Here is a 16285-nt window from a genome sequence, read left to right on the forward strand (position 1 = left end):
AGAAACCACACTCATACATAAAGACAAAGTGTTTTTTTCGGTGGTATGGTAGGCCAATTTTCCTTTATTAATAATTATAACGTCCCTCTAGATATAAAAATCCCGTAAGTTCATTTCTAAACTTACGGGAAAGCGAAACACATCGATGCTAGATCTTATGAACTGAAAGTAACAGGGACCAAGAATTTACTTGTTCATTTGCGCTAAAAAATCACCAAGTAAATCTTCGTCATCTTGTTCATTATCTTTTTCAGCATGCTTTTTTTCAATAGAAGAAGCAAATTCCTCTCTTGCTTTATTCAAATCAAAATCTTCCAAATCATCTATTTCGCCCTCTTTTTCATTCTTTACAGAGGTTCGTTCAGGTTCTTTTGATCGCTGCTCATAATCATAAGTCGAACTCGAAGAAGCATGATGATTATCTAAAACAGCGGGGTCATCAGTAACTTCTTCTTGCAAATAAAGCGCCTCATCAATATCAATGGCGTTGCTATTTAGTGAGGCCAGAAAAGAAGTTGCTCGCACTGGATCTACTAACAATTGGTAGACGACACTCCCTAACAAAGCCTCAGAATGGGAATGTTTCAGCCAATTACGCTGTTCCTTACTTAATTGTCTAGGAAGAGGAATGGTGACCGTCTCTCTCTCTTTTGAGAGGGAGTTACTAACCCCTTCTAAGGCATACTTAGCAATTTCGCTGGAAAAGTTTCTTCGTTCCGTTTCTTTTAGCTTTTGTAATTGCTTTAGCAAATGATCAGGTGTATCAGAAGGGAGGCGAAACGTAATAGCCTGTCCCCTCTCAATCCTTGTCGTCCCCTTTTTTGTCATAAAACCACCCTATTTATTTTTTACTGCTTTTTTCTCAGTCTCTTTGTTCTTTTCCTGTAAATCTTTATTAATCTTTCTGTCGTATGCAGAAATTAATTTGTAATAGGCATTAGCCATCATCCAAATGCTTTCTTTTTCATCCTCAAAAAAGTCAATATTGTAGCCATCTAAGTTGTTATTTATCGTTTTAAGATACTCTTTTAATACCATAGACCCGCCACCGACAAAATAACAAATTTCTGTCTGAGAATTCTTTTGCCATACGTTACGTAAATGGCGGTATTGCTTTTTAGCTATTTCCAATAAAATCCGGTCAGTAATATCATGAACGCTTGTCCGACTACCTTTGACCATAATATGATTTCGATCGTTTTTCTTCGTAATCACATCAACAACGTCTCTCCGACTGTCTAATTCTACGCCGTGTTTTGTTCTAATCTCTTCTCGGATTAATTCTAACGATTCTGACACTCCAATGTTAAACCCTTGCGCTTTATCATCGTCTACTTTCCGATTTTCGATTACTGCGATATCTGTTGTTAAACCACCGATATCTTGGATTAGTATTCTCTTATCTACTAAATCTCTATTAATAATATTTAAGTTATTATCCATAACTAAGTTAATATAAGCAGCAAAGCCTTCAGGATAAACTTTAACATGATCAAATTTAATATTTACTTTTTTACCTTGGTATTTAGGGGTAACTAAAAATTCTACTTGATGAACGGACCCCAATAAACGGGAACGATATCCTACGTCTTTTCCTTCCTTTGCTTCACGAAGAGGCAATCCTGTCCCTAATGTATAATTTGCATTCACCACATTATCTTTTCTTTCAAATAAATCTGCATTTTCTTCTCTAACGGCATCTAAAGCCAAAGAGGCAAAAAGCATAATTAATGTTTGGTCCTCTTCTGACTTGCTGCTTCCTTGATCTAATTCTGTTGCATTTCCACTTTTAGTTGCTAAATCACCCACACGATAAATGGCGTTATTTTCTCTTAAAGCAGGTGAGTGAACGCGAATGTGAACACCCTCTAACGGGTTTTTCTCATCCAATTCTTCTATTCCAATGACTGGCCTGTCTTCTGTGTCTATTGCTATAACGTTTGGCATTGTTAATTCATATTCAGCTTTTCCGAATAATGCTTTAAGAGAATCATTCCCTACATCAATAGCGGCAATTCTACTTTTACTCATACATTCATCCCTTCCAATCATATTCATAATTTATAAATCTAATATTTACCACAAACTTCATGATATAGTAGAAGTTTCTTTAATTCAATCATCCTAAAGTTGTGTTCAAAAAAGAACACACGATTACAAATTGTATACAATCGTATTGAATTGTACACATACTGTAAAAACAATATGTGTACGCCTTTGTATACATGAATACACTATTGAACACAATAAGATTACATTAAGTAAACAAGTATACTTATTTGTGTACAAATAAATCTAGCGCTTTTATCCTCTTCAGAAAGTTAGATTTTTTCAATAGACCGCAACAGAATCGTTTTAACCAATAGGCGCCAATCATCATCAGCATAGGACATTATATCTCAACACAAAAAAAACTCCCATAAGTGCATTTGAGCACTTACGAGAGAATGTCCTTTTACTTTCTATTCATTGCCAATCTTTTCAACCCATGCAGAGACATCTTCTGCATCACTTCCCGTTGCAAGACCTGCGGGCATACTACCAGCACCGTTCACGACTGCGTCAAGAACTTCCTCATAGGTTAAGTTCCTCACTCCACTCGCACCAGCACCAGTTAAGTCCCCACCATGACAACCGGAGCACTTCTGTTGGTAAATTTCTTCACCGTTTGCTAAATCGATTGATCCGTTGGACGAAGCTTGACTATTCACCGGTTCATTTTCACTGTTACCACCGCACGCAGCGAGGACTAGTGAGGTGCCTAAAAGTATTGCTATTAATATTTTCTTCACGATCTATCCCTCCCATAGAGGTAGCATACAATTGATCATCATTAAATTCTGTGACTAATCTCACAAACTTATAGGGTGTAGACAATGCTTTAAGAAATAGTCTGCCTTTTAGAGTTCGCAACATAGAGAAGAGACCTTAAAAAATACTTGAAATTCTGCAATTTTTTGCAGATACTAGAAGAAATACATTGATCGAGGAGGTGTGAGGATGAAACTTACTTTTTTAGGCACAGGGGCCGGTATCCCTGCTAAAAAACGCAATGTATCCTCTTTAGCCTTACATTTAATGAATAAACAAAATAGCGTGTGGCTTTTTGATTGTGGGGAAGCGACGCAACATCAAATTTTATATACATCCGTCAAACTTAGAAAAATTGAAAATATATTTATAACTCACTTACACGGTGACCACATCTATGGGCTACCGGGATTGTTAGGAAGCCGCTCATTTCAAGGAGCTAAGGCGCCGTTAACGGTTTATGGTCCTGTGGGAATCCATTCATTCATTGAAACGTCGCTGCAAATAAGCGGAACCTATTTGAACTATCCGTTAAAGATTGTGGAAGTAGATAATGGGGGACTGCTCTTAGATAACGATAAATATATCGTTACTTGTTCCAAGTTAGACCATGCCCTTCCTTCTTTTGGATTTAGAGTCCAAGAAAAGGATTTACCGGGACCTTTATTAATGGAAGAAGTAAATCAGGCGAACATCCCTGCGGGCCCCATTTTGCAGAAACTTAAAAACGGAGAAGATGTGATTCTTCCAGACGGGCGAATCGTTCAGGGCAAGTCGTTTATCGGTCCAGTAAAAAGAGGGAAAATCGTCACTATCTTAGGTGATACTCGCTCTACAGAGAGCGCCATAACATTAGCGAATGGAGCCAACACGCTAGTTCACGAGGCGACCTTTGCCAAGAATGAAGAGGCATTAGCACACCAGTTCTTTCATTCAACAACCGCACAGGCAGCCGAGGTGGCTCAACGTGCCGGTGCCCATCAATTGATTCTGAACCATATTAGTTCACGCTACCAAAAAGACAACATAGAGCAACTTGTGATAGAAGCGAGGGACATTTTCCCAAATACATTTATAGCTGAAGATCTTTCCATGTTCGAGGTTCCAGCGGTGGTGAGGAATAAATAAGACAGTCGACCTGACAAGGTATCGGCTGAAGAATTTTCATAGACTTTATATTATCTTCATAAAAACAGTGGAGTTTTCCTACCTTCCCCTATACTTTCTTTCATTTGATTTCTTTATTTTTACTGATGCAGAGGCAGGTTGTTTTCGAATGAATTTGATGAACTTATGGATCTTTTCATCGTTCTGAAGCCGTTCGATGGTGAATAGTCGGACGGCCAATTCCTGATTTGTATAGAGATTGTGAATTTGCTTATGGCAAGGCCGACAAAGAAAGGCGGTCTCTAAAAATGTTCCCCCTTCTTCTTTTGGAATCAAGTGATGTTCCGTTAACGTCACTTTGTTCCTCCCACACAATTCACATCGTCCAATTTGACCTTTCATATTCTAACCCCATTTACGTTTTAATTTGATTATAGATGATCACATCTAAATTTAATATTTCAAACAGAGCCTAGGAATTAAAGTATTGCATCCCTACAACTCACTCCTTGTTACCTAAAAAGGAATCAAACTTAAGGCCAGTCTATTTTTTATCGCTCGGACATACATTGTTCCGAGGTGAAAAAATGAAAGAATCAACCGTGGACAAATTAAACATTTTTATCGTTATGTTTTTTATTACTTTGATTATGAGAGTTCAAATCCCTGTTTTCACCCCATATGCAGCATCTTTTGGTGCATCCAGTATTCTTATTGGCATTATACTAAGTGTGACCTCATTATCAAATTTAACTGGAAATGTGATTGCTGGTTCTTTAGTCGATCGTTTTGGCAAGAAAGTGTTCATCACATTGCCCTTATTCGCTTCAGGTGGGCTTTTTATCGCTCATGGACTAGCAGCAAACTCCACTGACTTGTTGATTTTGCACGCACTAAATGGTTTCGCCTTAGCCTTTTTAATTCCAGCAGCTTTTACTCTCCTTTCCGGATACGCAAAGAGTAGCCGGCAACAAGGAAAAAATATCGCGCTCAACAGCTTACTGTCTACGATCGCAAGCATTGTTGCTCCGCTCATCGGTGGTCAATTGGTTGTCATGATCGGGTATGTAAATACTTATTTTTTTATTGGTACGGCCATGATCGTTACAGCTACGTATTCCGTTCATTTTATAAGAGATAGACAAATGGTTGCAGTTAAGAAAAGTGCACAAATGTCAGGTGGAACCATCCTAAGGTCTTCTCACTTGCTTGTTGTTTATCTGATCGGCTTCGCTGTCATGTATATCCACGGCGTCCTAATATTCGAAATACCCTATTTAACTGTTGAAAAAGGTCTGTCTACCTTTCAAACAGGTCAATTGTTCAGTTATATGAGCATTGGAACTCTAGTGACATTATCATTATTTTTCTTGAACCGGTTTGGTTCTTTTAAGCGGCTTATGATTGGTTTGTGCGGCATGTCTCTCAGCATGTTTGTATTAATAACTACAGTACTCCCGTTACCTGTTCTATTGTTTGTCATTGGATTATTTTTTGGCCTCATTATGCCAGCCATGGCAACTTCCATCATTGAGAGGGCTGCAAAAGAGGCCCACGGAAGAGCTTTCGGGTACATGTCAGCTGTTTTCTCTATGGGTATCATCGTCAGTACATCTGTTACCGGAGTCATCCGGGACATGGTGTCCCCATATTTTATTGCTTTTGTAGTAGGAATGATCATTATTACATTTAGTGGGTACTTTTCATTACTGAACCGCAGATAGTTGATCAAAATGATCCTTGCTTAACAAATTGCTTGATGTTTAAGATGTTTCCACTTAACCTTATATTGAACGTCTTAACAAATAATGGATTGGTATCAATCCTATTATGTATGGTTTGAGTGAAGGATCCTCATTTTGCTTTTTTGAAACATTTTGTCAGAAGTTATTTCGTTCCTTCAAAGGATTAGGAGAGGTGATCACAATAAGCAACTTATTGAAAGCCATCGATTTAACAAAGCGAATTGAGTCGAAGAAAGAATACAAAAAACAATTGAAGAAAGCTCAAAACGAATTATTACATTTACAACAAAACATATTCGAGAAAAATATTCCTTGTCTATTCGTGTTTGAAGGATGGGATGCTGCAGGTAAGGGCGGAGCAATTAAAAGGATCACCCAGAAAATTGATCCCAGAGGATTTCAAGTACACCCTATCTCTGCCCCCACACCTACAGAACTTCACTATCATTATTTGCACCGGTTCTGGAGCCGTCTCCCTGCTCATGGACAAATCGCTTTGTTTGATCGCTCGTGGTATGGGAGAGTTCTAGTGGAACGAGTAGAAGGATTTGCTTCAAAGGAGGAATGTTTGAGAGCATACGATGAAATCAATCGTTTTGAACAGATGTTACATGATGACGGTCATATCATTTATAAGCTTTGGTTCCACATCAGTAAAGAGGAGCAATATAAACGGTTCACAGAACGTCAAAAGCATTATTTAAAGCGATGGAAATTAACTGAGGAAGATTGGAGAAATCGCGATAAATGGGATGAATACGAAATGGCTGTGGAAGACATGCTCCAAAAAACAACGACTCCTTATGCTCCATGGACGATCATTGAAGGTAACGATAAATGGCACGCACGCATCAAAACACTTCATGTCGTTATAGATGCCATGAAGTCTCATTTGCAAAAGGAGTAGAAGGGACGACACATTTATTATTATTTCTATCCGTCTGGAAACCAAAAAGCACCTGACCACCAACACAATAATCTTTTCTATGTGAGGCGGGTCCTTTCCCAAGAATTTAATCAAGACTTACTACAATAAGTCTTGGTCACAGCCTTACGAAGTCATTACTTGTATGTAAAGACTGGCTCTTAGTCGCTCGTATCTTTCGGAATGACAAAAATTCCGATAATATAGCCCAGAAGAATCACAATACTTAGTGGGACCATGAGAAAGACAGTCGCGATCCTCACATCTGTAGAATTCATCTTGAAATACTTTCCCAATCCGCCGCATATTCCTGCTAACTTTCGGTCATGTGTTGATCGATATAATGGACTCATTTGTTCCTCACTCCTTTATAAGATGCTAAATTACTCTAACACGTTTCGATAAAAATCGGTTTTCGTGCGTGATTGCGCCCGCTGACCTTTTGCCCACATCAACCACATGCACCGATCCTTTTACTAAGTTTACATTATATAATTAAAGATGGAAGTTAAGACGTCGTTCTAAGAGAAACTCGTTTCAACTCAAAAATAGCAGAATATTCAATTAATTAATTGTGATCGAATAAATTTTCCAGTATAATGAAAATGAAACCATGGTTTTGCTAATACCTTGTCCTTTTATTATTTCAAATTCCTGCCGCTCCCCAAGATCCCTACCAGCATTCTTAACCATAAATATCGTTATTTATTAAAGCCCCATTCCCTATACCTTCTTCTAAAGAGGTGCTTACATGGCGAAATCACGTTTTTTTCAAATGATCCTAAGGCTGTTGTCATGGTCTGAAAATCGCAAAAAAGAAATTCACTTCTTATCAATGGTAGTGTTCATAACTATTGCGCTGTCGATCGGAATAAGGATCTTTTTTATCTATAGAAGAGACCCTATGTTTGCCAACCCTGAAACGATTGTCGAGCATTTAGCCAGTCCTTTATTTATCAGCATGTTTACAATCACGGTGATTTTATTGTTTGGAGTTTTCTTTTCGTCAGTAGTATTAATGTCACCCTTTAAAAGATTAGCATTTTTCAATGTAGAAATGGAGTTCCAAGACAAGGCTGAAAAAGAGCTTATCGTAGCAAATCAATTCACGTTTATATCAACCATGCTTAACAACAATTCTTCAACCATCAAAGAAATGCTAAATGACAACTTAACCGAATTAACTGACGTTGTTGAGAAGTTGTCTTTAAGTTATAAGCGATTTGTGAATGAATACAATAAAGGGGTTTCCCTCGAGGTTGATGTGCTAAAAGAAAATGAAATAGAATCAGCACAAGAGAAAAAACTATTAGAAGATGTAAAGCGGTCAGAACATATGAGCAATACGTATTTAAATCGGATTTTGAATGGCAACAATGTCATGGTTGGAGTGGTGAAAGGTTCCGAGGAGGTAGACAACGTGGTCATCATCGCCAGAAGTAATTACGACTACCCTTTTGATCACTACGACATGGAGTCAATGGCAAGCATTATTGAATATTCTCTGATTCTCTATGAAATGATCAACATGATTACTTTACTCCCTGAGCCGAATGAAGAGAATTTGGAAAGCTGACGGTTTCATTCATTCAGTGAGATGCTTATGATATAATGATACTATAAGGAGGCGGTTGAGATGAATGTGGATTCTAATGCAAAGAAGCCAAAGGAATACACTGTTGGTCAAAAAGCCGTTTTAAAAAAGTACGGGAAGATCCAGCAAAATATTTCTCCACAATCCTTCAATAGAAACTCCAATGGTTTCTTTGAGAATTTGGAAAAGAGACTGAAATTTTCAAACCGCTAATCTTGTTGATTGCGGTTTTTTTTGGTTAACGAGAATCGATCACTAGGGTGTATAAATGGAATTTTGAATGTCTCTCCTGTATGAATATTAACTCCTCGCAGTGGTCTGTCATTTCTCCTTTTTTTTGCAGTAGTATATTTATCACAAAAATACTTGATCAAATCTGTACGTTTCATATTCAAGCTCCTTTCAACGAACATCTCTTCTCCATAGATTATGCAGACATGTATGTCGTCGTTACGAGAATCAAAAAAGCTGCAATGAAAGGCTATGCTTTCAATACAGCTTCGTAATTAAATGACTAGAAACAGGTTTTTTTAATGTATATTATTATATTAAAATGCTAATTTCGTTAGTATGCTCTACCCTTCTGGTGAAAAAGACCTTTTCCCTAATTCTGATTCTAGCATGAAAAATGCATTGCTATCGTTGTCAATTCGCTTTAATTTTTGGATAAGGTCATCAAAGGTTGCCTCTTCTTCCACTTGCTCTTCGATGAACCAGTTTAGGAATGTCATTGTGGCGTGTTCGCGTTCATCCAATGCCATATCGGCCAAATTGTAGATTCGCTTCGTTACCTCTTTTTCATGTACCAATGATTTCTCAAAAGTATCTAGAACAGAGGAGAATGTGTTGTTAGGTGCGGGCAAACTATCCACTTCCGCTTTATGTCCCATGTCATTAATAAATCGGTAAAACTTCATGGCATGATAACGCTCTTCTTCTGCTTGTGCAAGAAAGAAAGTGGCAAATCCATCAAGGCTTTCGTTCGAGCAATAAGCTGCCGTAGCTAAATACACGTGAGCTGCGTAAAATTCGTAATTCATTTGATCATTTAACCCTTTAACTAATTTTTCGCTAACCATCATCTTCACCTAACCTTTATCATGTATTTGTTACTATTTCTTACATTAAGGTTAACACAGCTTTCGTGTTTTGAGCACTGATTTCCCAAAGTATTTACATATTGATCATTCTATCATTGGTCTTTCAACCTTTACCCTGTTAGGATACTAGTAAATAGGAAAGATCATTGAATTATTTTCGGGAATTTCCCCATGTAAGGAGGAAGATTTATGGCTTCAAGAAATATACAGTATACTACTCATCATTTGCTTCTTTGCAATGGTAAAAGCTGCAAAAAAGGGGGAGCCAAAGCGCTTCATAAAGCCATTCAACGAGAAATTTCAACGAATGGTTTGAAGCAAAGTATTCAAACGACTCGCACGCGCTGTCTCGAAAGGTGCAAAGATCGATGTGTCGTTGTCGACTATCCAGACGGCACGTGGTACCATGCCCTCTCAGAAGAGGATGCGCCCACTCTAATAAACACGCTAAGAAGTGAACGGCTCTGGTCTGAAAAAATTAGTCACCGAATGACTAACGACGAATCCGCTCACCAAAAAAAGTCAAAGAAGAAAAAGAAATGAACCATTTCATTGGAAACTTCCACTCCTTGCGACGGATTGCATCGCACTTTCTCTCATTATGTGGATGGAAGTGCCCCCTTTCGAGTCGCTTCACATCTTTTCAGGTGCCTCCATCCCTAATAACCTTAGCCCTTCTTTCAAAACGATTTTCACCGAATGCACAAGGCTCAGTCGCGATTGGATCTGTTCTGGATCGTCTAATATTCGCACAGAGCCGTAATAATGATTGAAAGCCCTAGCTAATTCAACAACATATTTTGCTACTTGCGAGGGGTCATATGCATCAAATGAGCGCTTAATCACATCGGGGAACTGCATCAAGCTGACAACAACCGGCCAAGCTGAGCTATCTTCCATTGCGCTTGTATATTGTTGAGAATCATTAAATCGCCCTTTTCGTAAAAGTGATGATGCCCTAGCGTGAGTGTATTGAATATACGGTCCTGTTTCTCCTTCGAATGTGAGCATATCTTCTAGTGAAAACTCCACGTCATGAAGTCGAAAATGCTTCAGATCATGAAAAATAACAGCTCCTGTCCCAACATGACGAGCAACTTCCTCTTTATCTTCGAGATGAGGATTTTTATCATTGATATTCTTCATTGCTTGGTAAACTGCTTCTTCTAAAACCTCATCTAATAACACCACTTTCCCTTTTCGCGTGGACATTTTCTTGCCGTCTTTCAGCATCATTCCAAAGGGAACATGAGCCATGCCTTGTTCCCATTCACAGCCTATTTTACGTAACACGGCAAATAACTGTTTAAAGTGAAGACTTTGCTCACTTCCGACCACATAAAGAGATTTCGCAAATCCATACTTCTTCTGACGATACATCGCCGCTGCAAGATCACGCGTCGCATAGAGAGTAGAGCCATCCCGCTTCTTAATTAAACAAGGAGGCATACCTTCAAAAGGAACCACCTTAGCCCCTTCAGATTCGACTAATACTCCTTTATACTCTAATAGCTCCACCACTCGCTTCATTTTATCGTTATAAAATGCCTCACCGGCTTGTGAATCGAACGTAATTCCCAGCTTATCGTAAATTTTTCCGAACTCTTTTAGAGATTCATCCCGGAACCACGTCCAAAGGGAGATCGCTTCTTCATGTCCTTCTTCTAATTTCTTGAACCAATTCCTACCCTGCTCCTCTAAGTCAGGGTTCTCCTTTGCTTCTTCGTGAAACTGAACATAGAGCTTCAACAGTTCTTTAATCGGTTCTTTCTTCACAGTTTCCTCGTCACCCCACAGACGGTAAGCTGTAATTAATTTGCCGAATTGTGTCCCCCAGTCACCGATATGGTTTATTTTTACGGGGTTATACCCACATTTCTCTGCGATCAGCGAAAGAGAATGACCAATAACCGTTGAGCGCAAATGGCCCATGGAAAAAGGCTTAGCAATATTCGGTGACGAGAAATCCACAGTAATGACCTTTCCATTGCCGAAAATAGCTTTTCCGTAGTTTTCTTGGGCGGCCAGTATTTCAGCCATGACCTCAGTCGTAATCATTTCCCTATTCAAAAACACATTGACATAGCCACCGATAGCTTCTACTTTTTCAATAAAAGAAGCTGAGATTTTTTCCGACAATTCCTCTGCAATCATTTTCGGTGACTTCCGAAATGCCTTTGCTAATTCAAAACAAGGAAAGGCGAGATCACCCATATGTTCGTGCTTTGGTTTTTCAATCATCCACTCGATCTTCCTGCGATCCCATTGCCCCTCCAACTGTTGTTTAATCACATGGGCGAACTCTTCTTTGATCCTCATCCCTCTTCCTCCTTCTATCATTTGGTTGTTAGGGGCGAAAACACAAAAAGCTCCCACCCCTTTACTTACTAAAGAGGCGAGAGCTAAATTTATCCCGCGGTACCACTCTGATTGTCTCTATCATACAATAGAAACCACTTGGCATTGATAACGAGGCTGTCCCCGGCCTTCCCTACTAAAATTCAGGAAAGCATCTCGAAAGTGCGTTTCATGATCTTTCGGCCATCGGGCTCCCACCATCTCCCAACTCGCTGAGGCTCTACCAACCATTACTCTCTTTGTCATCGATGTTACAAGGAAAATATTACTATTTATATTACCACCGTTCTGAACAAATGCAAGTCTTTTATATAACATTCAATTAAAAACACAGGCATCTTAACGGCTGGGTCACAGAAATATAAATCCGAAGACGCCAAAGATAAGTGTAGATATAGTAGCGATCGCCACTCCAATCATCGTTTCATAAGGTAGCAGTTTAAATCTTTCTTTCATATTCATACGTACACTAGATTTCGTGATATGAAAATATGTTCCATGAGGCAGATGGTCTAACACGGTTGCCCCTGCGTGAACCATAGCCGCACCTGCTAAAGCATGTATCCCGAGATCAATGATTGTGGGGGCAAAAACACTTCCTGCTACAGCCGTTCCGGCAGCGGTCGAACCAGTAGCACCAGACATCGTCACCCCTGCTAATGGTGCTAATATATACGCCGGTATATTGAACGCCTCAATCCCGTTTAAGATGTGTTCAATCAATGCTGAGTGAGAAATAACGCCCGCAAGCGTTCCAGTCCCTATTAACAGCACTGCAACTCCTGCCATTTTCTGCAGTCCTGAGGAAATGTACTCGTTAAGTTCTCTCCCTTTTCCCATCACCAAAGCTCCTACCATTCCACCAATTGGTAATGCAAACAATGGATCTACATAAATACCCACGGTCGGCTGTAAAAGTAATAAGAAGATGGCGACAGCGGGAGCTGACAATGCGGCCATCAATGTAGGAGTTTCACCTTTCACCTCAGCTGAAAGATCGCTATCTTGAACGGTATCACCGACATATTTCATTCTCCTTGCTAATAAATATGTCACCCCAATACCTACTAAAGCAGGAACCACCCCTGCAAACATCACAGTTGTCAACGGCACTTGAAAGGCTTCAGCAGCAGCAATCGTATTCGGATTTGGTGAGATAATGTTTCCCGCTTTTCCCCCACCCGAGATCGCCAGAAGTATGGCCATTTTCGACATATTTGTCCGCTTTGCAATGGATAAAGCTATTGGAGCAATCGTTAACACAGCTACTACAATAAACACACCCACACCAGTTAATACCATCATCGCTCCTGCGATAGCGAGAAGGGCTTTCGTTTCACCTAAGCCCTTTAGAATCGACTCGGCAATCTTTTTTGCTGCCCCCGATTCAATGAGCACACCGGCAAGAACGCCAGCTGCCAATACCCTAAGCACGACACCTATCATGCCCTCCGCACCATCAATCATAACGCCTACAGTTTCTGTGAGAGCTGCACCACCTGTGATCCCACCAATCACTGCACCAGCCATCATTGCATAAGCCGGAGCCACTCGAATTAAAATTAATCCAATCGTGACACAAAGGGCGAGAATCGTCCCAAGTGATGTTAATTGAACATCCATATATGTAACACCTAACCAATCATCATCTTATTTTCTCCTATCATACTACGTTTTCAACTATTATGAATGATTAAAAACATGTGAAATCGCCTTCATATCAAGATTTTTTCAGATCAACTTTTACAGGACTATTTACCATTCTCTTTCTGAATCTCATGTCCTATCTTCTCGACATTTCAAAGGAAATTGTTATTTTCCACCGAATGATATAAAGAGCATACTTGTTTTTTACATCTACGAAACCAAAAAACAAGGAGGAATCACTTATGCCTCACCTTTCAAAACAGGAAATTGAAATGGTTCGTAAAGTGAAAAGTAAGCAAAACGAAGCTGAAATTATGGAGAAGGAGAATGTTGTCGGTCTTGGGATTGGATTGAAAATAAAAGATGGAAAATTGACAGACAGACCAGCTTTAGTAACGTATGTGACAAGAAAAAAGTCGGTCGATGTATTGGCTGGAAAAGATGTGATTCCTGAAACGGTCGATGGTGTAGAGACCGATGTGATCGAAATTAGTATGCCTACTGTTCAAAAGAGTATACAAAACAGCGAACTTCTTCGCACCCTTCCTTCAAACGAGCTCAGCTCAAGGATGAGGCCAGTAAAAGGAGGCTGGAGCGTAGGTCACCCTGATATAACTGCTGGAACAGCGGGGGCCGTCGTGTTTAGAAAAGATGAAGAAAATATTGCCCACTATTACATTCTCTCGAATAATCATGTATTAGCCAACAGTAACGATGCAACCATCGGCGATCCGATTTTGCAGCCCGGTTCAGTAGACGGCGGAAGTGCCCCAGATGACCAAGTGGCCACGTTGAGTAAATTTATACCGATTGATCTCACACCGGACAAAAGAGAGGAAGACCACGACAATCTCGTTGATGCTGCGATTGCGGAAGGATCCCTCCAAGAGCTAGATCGGGAAGTATACTGGAGTGGATATGTGAAAGGATGGCTGAAAAAAGAAGATGTAGAAGTGGGGATGCTGATTAAGAAAACGGGGCGGACGACTGGTTACACAACGGCTGAGATTCTTTCGGTTGATGCTACGATCGATGTGAACTTCGGAAATAATCGTGTCGCTCGCTTTCGTGATCAAATCCTTGCCACCAGTTTTTCACAAGGGGGCGACAGCGGCTCATTAGTCACAGACTTAGACAACCGTGCAGTAGGACTTCTGTTTGCGGGGAGTCCTGAAGTGACAATCCTGAACCAGATTGAGCATGTAAGAACCTTGCTTGACATTGAATTTCTTTAGACCTCTTCAGGGAAAAACACTTAGCTTTCTTCGTCATAAAACAAAGAATAAGTGAAAACGGATGAATATTCATACTTAGTGAACATTCATCCGTTTTTTATTTGGACTCTAGTCATTGAAGTTAATCTACGGGAGAACCCCTTCTAAACTGAGCTTGGCTTTACTAACACTCCAGATTTCGGGTCTAAGAATTCTCCTAATTCGTATGCTTTTTTACCACTAACATATACGCTGTGAATCCCTTCAGAATATTGATGTGGGTCTGTGTAAGTCGCCATATCCTTCACTTCCGAAGGGTCAAAGAGCACAAGATCAGCGACAAACCCTTGTTTAATTAGTCCACGATCAGTAAAGCTTAACTTCTCCGCAACCGACCCCGTCATTTTATAAATCGCCTCTTCAAGGCTGAACAATTTTTGCTCCCGTTGATATTTTCGGAAGACACGAGGAAAAGATCCATAGCTGCGAGGATGAGGCTTTCCTTTACTAAGAGGACCTTCCTTTGCCAATGCATAGCCGTCGGAACCAACCATGGATAGTTTGCCAGCAGCAACTGTAGCCACATCTTCTTCGCACATCGAAAACTTGACCATTTTCACTGCCCCTTTTTCTTCATAGATCAAATCCAACATGGCTTCCATCGGGGACATCTGTTTTAACACACTTATTTCGTCTAAATTCTTGCCCTCATAACCTTTGTTTGCATCTGTATTTACCGATGCCACAATAATACTGTGCCAACCAACTGATGATTCAATATGAGGGTTGACCTCTTTTACTATCTTTTCCCTCGTCTCCGGGGTAGTTATTCTCTCAGCCATTTTCGTCCAACCGCCATCATGCACCCATTTAGGCAATTGGCTCGTCAATGAAGTAGAGCTTGCAGGATAAGGATAAAAGTCATAATGAGCGTTAATCCCTTCCTTTCGTGCTTCTTCTAAACGTTCGATCGCCTGAACCACTTTCCCCCAGTTCTGCCTTCCAACCGCCTTTAAATGGGAAACTTGCAAAGAGACGTTCGATCGTCTCGCAACATCGATCGACTCTTCAATGGAATCAAGCAAATGATCCTCTTCATCTCGCATATGAGTAGAATAGATCCCGCCATACTCTACGACGACTTTACATAATTCTGCTAGCTCTTCCACATCTGCAAACATTCCAGGAGGATAAACGAGACCTGATGAGAGGCCTACTGCACCTTGCTCCATTCCTTCTGCAACAAATTGCTTCATTCTTTCCATTTCAGCTGTAGTTGGCTTTCGATCTTCTAATCCCATCGCCGCCGTACGAATCGCGCCATGACCGAGAAGAAAGCCAACGTTCATCGAAATTCCTTTTACATCAAACTGTTTTAAATACTCTTTATAATTCTCCCAGAACCACTCAACCTCGTCAGAATAAATGAATGAACCTGTTTCAATCATATGGGCTTTACTTTTCGGTGGACACGGGGCAACTGCCATGCCACAATTTCCGATAATTTCCGTTGTCACTCCTTGAGACACTTTACTAGCGCCTCGTGAATCAACCAACAAGGTTAAGTCTGAATGGGTATGTATATCTATAAACCCCGGGGCAATAACTAATCCTGCAGCATCAACGACCCTCTCTGCCTCTACCTCTGAATCATTCTTTGGAAGGAATATTCTATCATGTTTAATCGCTACTAACTGATGTTTCCCCTTCTTACCACTCCCGTCGATGACGAGACCATTTTTAATTACCACGTCCACTTTCATGTACATCCTCCTGTTCTGGAA

16 protein-coding genes and 1 other annotated feature are annotated in these 16285 nt (G+C 40.1%); of the genes, 7 read left to right on the plus strand and 9 right to left on the minus strand.

What is annotated here, in order from left to right; translation table 11 throughout:
- Nucleotides 1-186: 186 nt before the first annotated feature.
- The 3 genes from CR194_RS19180 to CR194_RS19190 all read right to left on the minus strand — a co-directional run bounded on the left by CR194_RS19180 (nucleotide 187) and on the right by CR194_RS19190 (nucleotide 2792).
- Nucleotides 187-828, minus strand: coding sequence for a hypothetical protein (locus CR194_RS19180; RefSeq protein ID WP_110612068.1), 642 nt, complete (start codon nucleotides 826-828; stop codon nucleotides 187-189).
- Between the two features lie 9 nt (nucleotides 829-837).
- Nucleotides 838-2031, minus strand: coding sequence for a ParM/StbA family protein (locus tag CR194_RS19185; protein WP_110612070.1), 1194 nt, complete (start codon nucleotides 2029-2031; stop codon nucleotides 838-840).
- A 431-nt stretch (nucleotides 2032-2462) separates the two neighbouring features.
- A complete protein-coding gene (locus tag CR194_RS19190) occupies nucleotides 2463-2792 on the minus strand; it encodes a c-type cytochrome (protein WP_110612072.1) in 330 nt (109 codons plus the stop codon).
- 208 nt (nucleotides 2793-3000) lie between these two features.
- Between CR194_RS19190 and rnz the strand changes: the two genes are divergently transcribed.
- Complete coding sequence (gene rnz / locus CR194_RS19195) at nucleotides 3001-3939, plus strand: ribonuclease Z (protein ID WP_110612074.1); 939 nt, start codon at nucleotides 3001-3003, stop codon at nucleotides 3937-3939.
- 78 nt (nucleotides 3940-4017) lie between these two features.
- Here the strand turns inward: rnz and CR194_RS19200 are convergent, their stop codons facing one another.
- The gene (locus CR194_RS19200; protein WP_110612076.1) at nucleotides 4018-4320 is read right to left on the minus strand and encodes an HNH endonuclease; all 303 of its coding nucleotides are present in this window, start codon (nucleotides 4318-4320) and stop codon (nucleotides 4018-4020) included.
- Between the two features lie 185 nt (nucleotides 4321-4505).
- On the opposite strand from CR194_RS19200, the gene CR194_RS19205 reads away from it, so the two are divergent.
- Together CR194_RS19205 and CR194_RS19210 are read left to right on the plus strand one after the other, a co-directional pair.
- A complete protein-coding gene (locus CR194_RS19205) occupies nucleotides 4506-5642 on the plus strand; it encodes an MFS transporter (RefSeq protein ID WP_110612078.1) in 1137 nt (378 codons plus the stop codon).
- Nucleotides 5643-5844: 202 nt separating this feature from the next.
- Nucleotides 5845-6570 carry a polyphosphate kinase 2 family protein gene (locus CR194_RS19210; RefSeq protein WP_233254442.1) on the plus strand — a complete coding sequence of 242 codons (726 nt, stop codon included), beginning with the start codon at nucleotides 5845-5847 and terminating at the stop codon, nucleotides 6568-6570.
- A 179-nt stretch (nucleotides 6571-6749) separates the two neighbouring features.
- Here CR194_RS19210 and CR194_RS19215 read toward each other — a convergent pair whose 3' ends face one another.
- Nucleotides 6750-6941: a PspC domain-containing protein gene (locus CR194_RS19215; protein WP_110612081.1), complete on the minus strand. Its 192-nt coding sequence runs from the start codon at nucleotides 6939-6941 to the stop codon at nucleotides 6750-6752.
- 398 nt (nucleotides 6942-7339) lie between these two features.
- On the opposite strand from CR194_RS19215, the gene CR194_RS19220 reads away from it, so the two are divergent.
- The gene (locus tag CR194_RS19220; RefSeq protein ID WP_110612083.1) at nucleotides 7340-8164 is read left to right on the plus strand and encodes a hypothetical protein; all 825 of its coding nucleotides are present in this window, start codon (nucleotides 7340-7342) and stop codon (nucleotides 8162-8164) included.
- Between the two features lie 60 nt (nucleotides 8165-8224).
- On the plus strand, nucleotides 8225-8395 hold the full coding sequence (locus CR194_RS20360) for a hypothetical protein (protein WP_158282317.1): 171 nt from the start codon (nucleotides 8225-8227) through the stop codon (nucleotides 8393-8395).
- A gap of 362 nt (nucleotides 8396-8757) precedes the next feature.
- Here the strand turns inward: CR194_RS20360 and CR194_RS19230 are convergent, their stop codons facing one another.
- Nucleotides 8758-9261, minus strand: a complete 504-nt coding sequence (locus tag CR194_RS19230; RefSeq protein ID WP_110612087.1) for a ferritin — start codon at nucleotides 9259-9261, stop codon at nucleotides 8758-8760.
- Nucleotides 9262-9471: 210 nt separating this feature from the next.
- Between CR194_RS19230 and CR194_RS19235 the strand changes: the two genes are divergently transcribed.
- Nucleotides 9472-9825 (plus strand): (2Fe-2S) ferredoxin domain-containing protein, encoded by a 354-nt coding sequence (locus CR194_RS19235; RefSeq protein ID WP_110612089.1) that lies wholly within the window; start codon nucleotides 9472-9474, stop codon nucleotides 9823-9825.
- A 90-nt stretch (nucleotides 9826-9915) separates the two neighbouring features.
- On the opposite strand, the gene argS is transcribed toward CR194_RS19235, so the two are convergent.
- Complete coding sequence (gene argS, locus CR194_RS19240; protein ID WP_110612091.1) at nucleotides 9916-11601, minus strand: arginine--tRNA ligase; 1686 nt, start codon at nucleotides 11599-11601, stop codon at nucleotides 9916-9918.
- 69 nt (nucleotides 11602-11670) lie between these two features.
- Nucleotides 11671-11895 (minus strand) — a binding site (T-box leader).
- A gap of 96 nt (nucleotides 11896-11991) precedes the next feature.
- Nucleotides 11992-13263, minus strand: a complete 1272-nt coding sequence (locus tag CR194_RS19245) for a GntP family permease (RefSeq protein WP_110612093.1) — start codon at nucleotides 13261-13263, stop codon at nucleotides 11992-11994.
- Nucleotides 13264-13529: 266 nt separating this feature from the next.
- On the opposite strand from CR194_RS19245, the gene CR194_RS19250 reads away from it, so the two are divergent.
- A complete protein-coding gene (locus CR194_RS19250) occupies nucleotides 13530-14522 on the plus strand; it encodes a chymotrypsin family serine protease (protein ID WP_110612095.1) in 993 nt (330 codons plus the stop codon).
- 143 nt (nucleotides 14523-14665) lie between these two features.
- On the opposite strand, the gene CR194_RS19255 is transcribed toward CR194_RS19250, so the two are convergent.
- A complete protein-coding gene (locus CR194_RS19255) occupies nucleotides 14666-16264 on the minus strand; it encodes an N-acyl-D-amino-acid deacylase family protein (RefSeq protein ID WP_158282318.1) in 1599 nt (532 codons plus the stop codon).
- Between the last annotated feature and the right edge of the window lie 21 nt (nucleotides 16265-16285).

Source organism: Salipaludibacillus keqinensis, from assembly GCF_003226325.1.
In the GTDB taxonomy this organism is placed as follows: domain Bacteria; phylum Bacillota; class Bacilli; order Bacillales; family Salisediminibacteriaceae; genus Salipaludibacillus; species Salipaludibacillus keqinensis.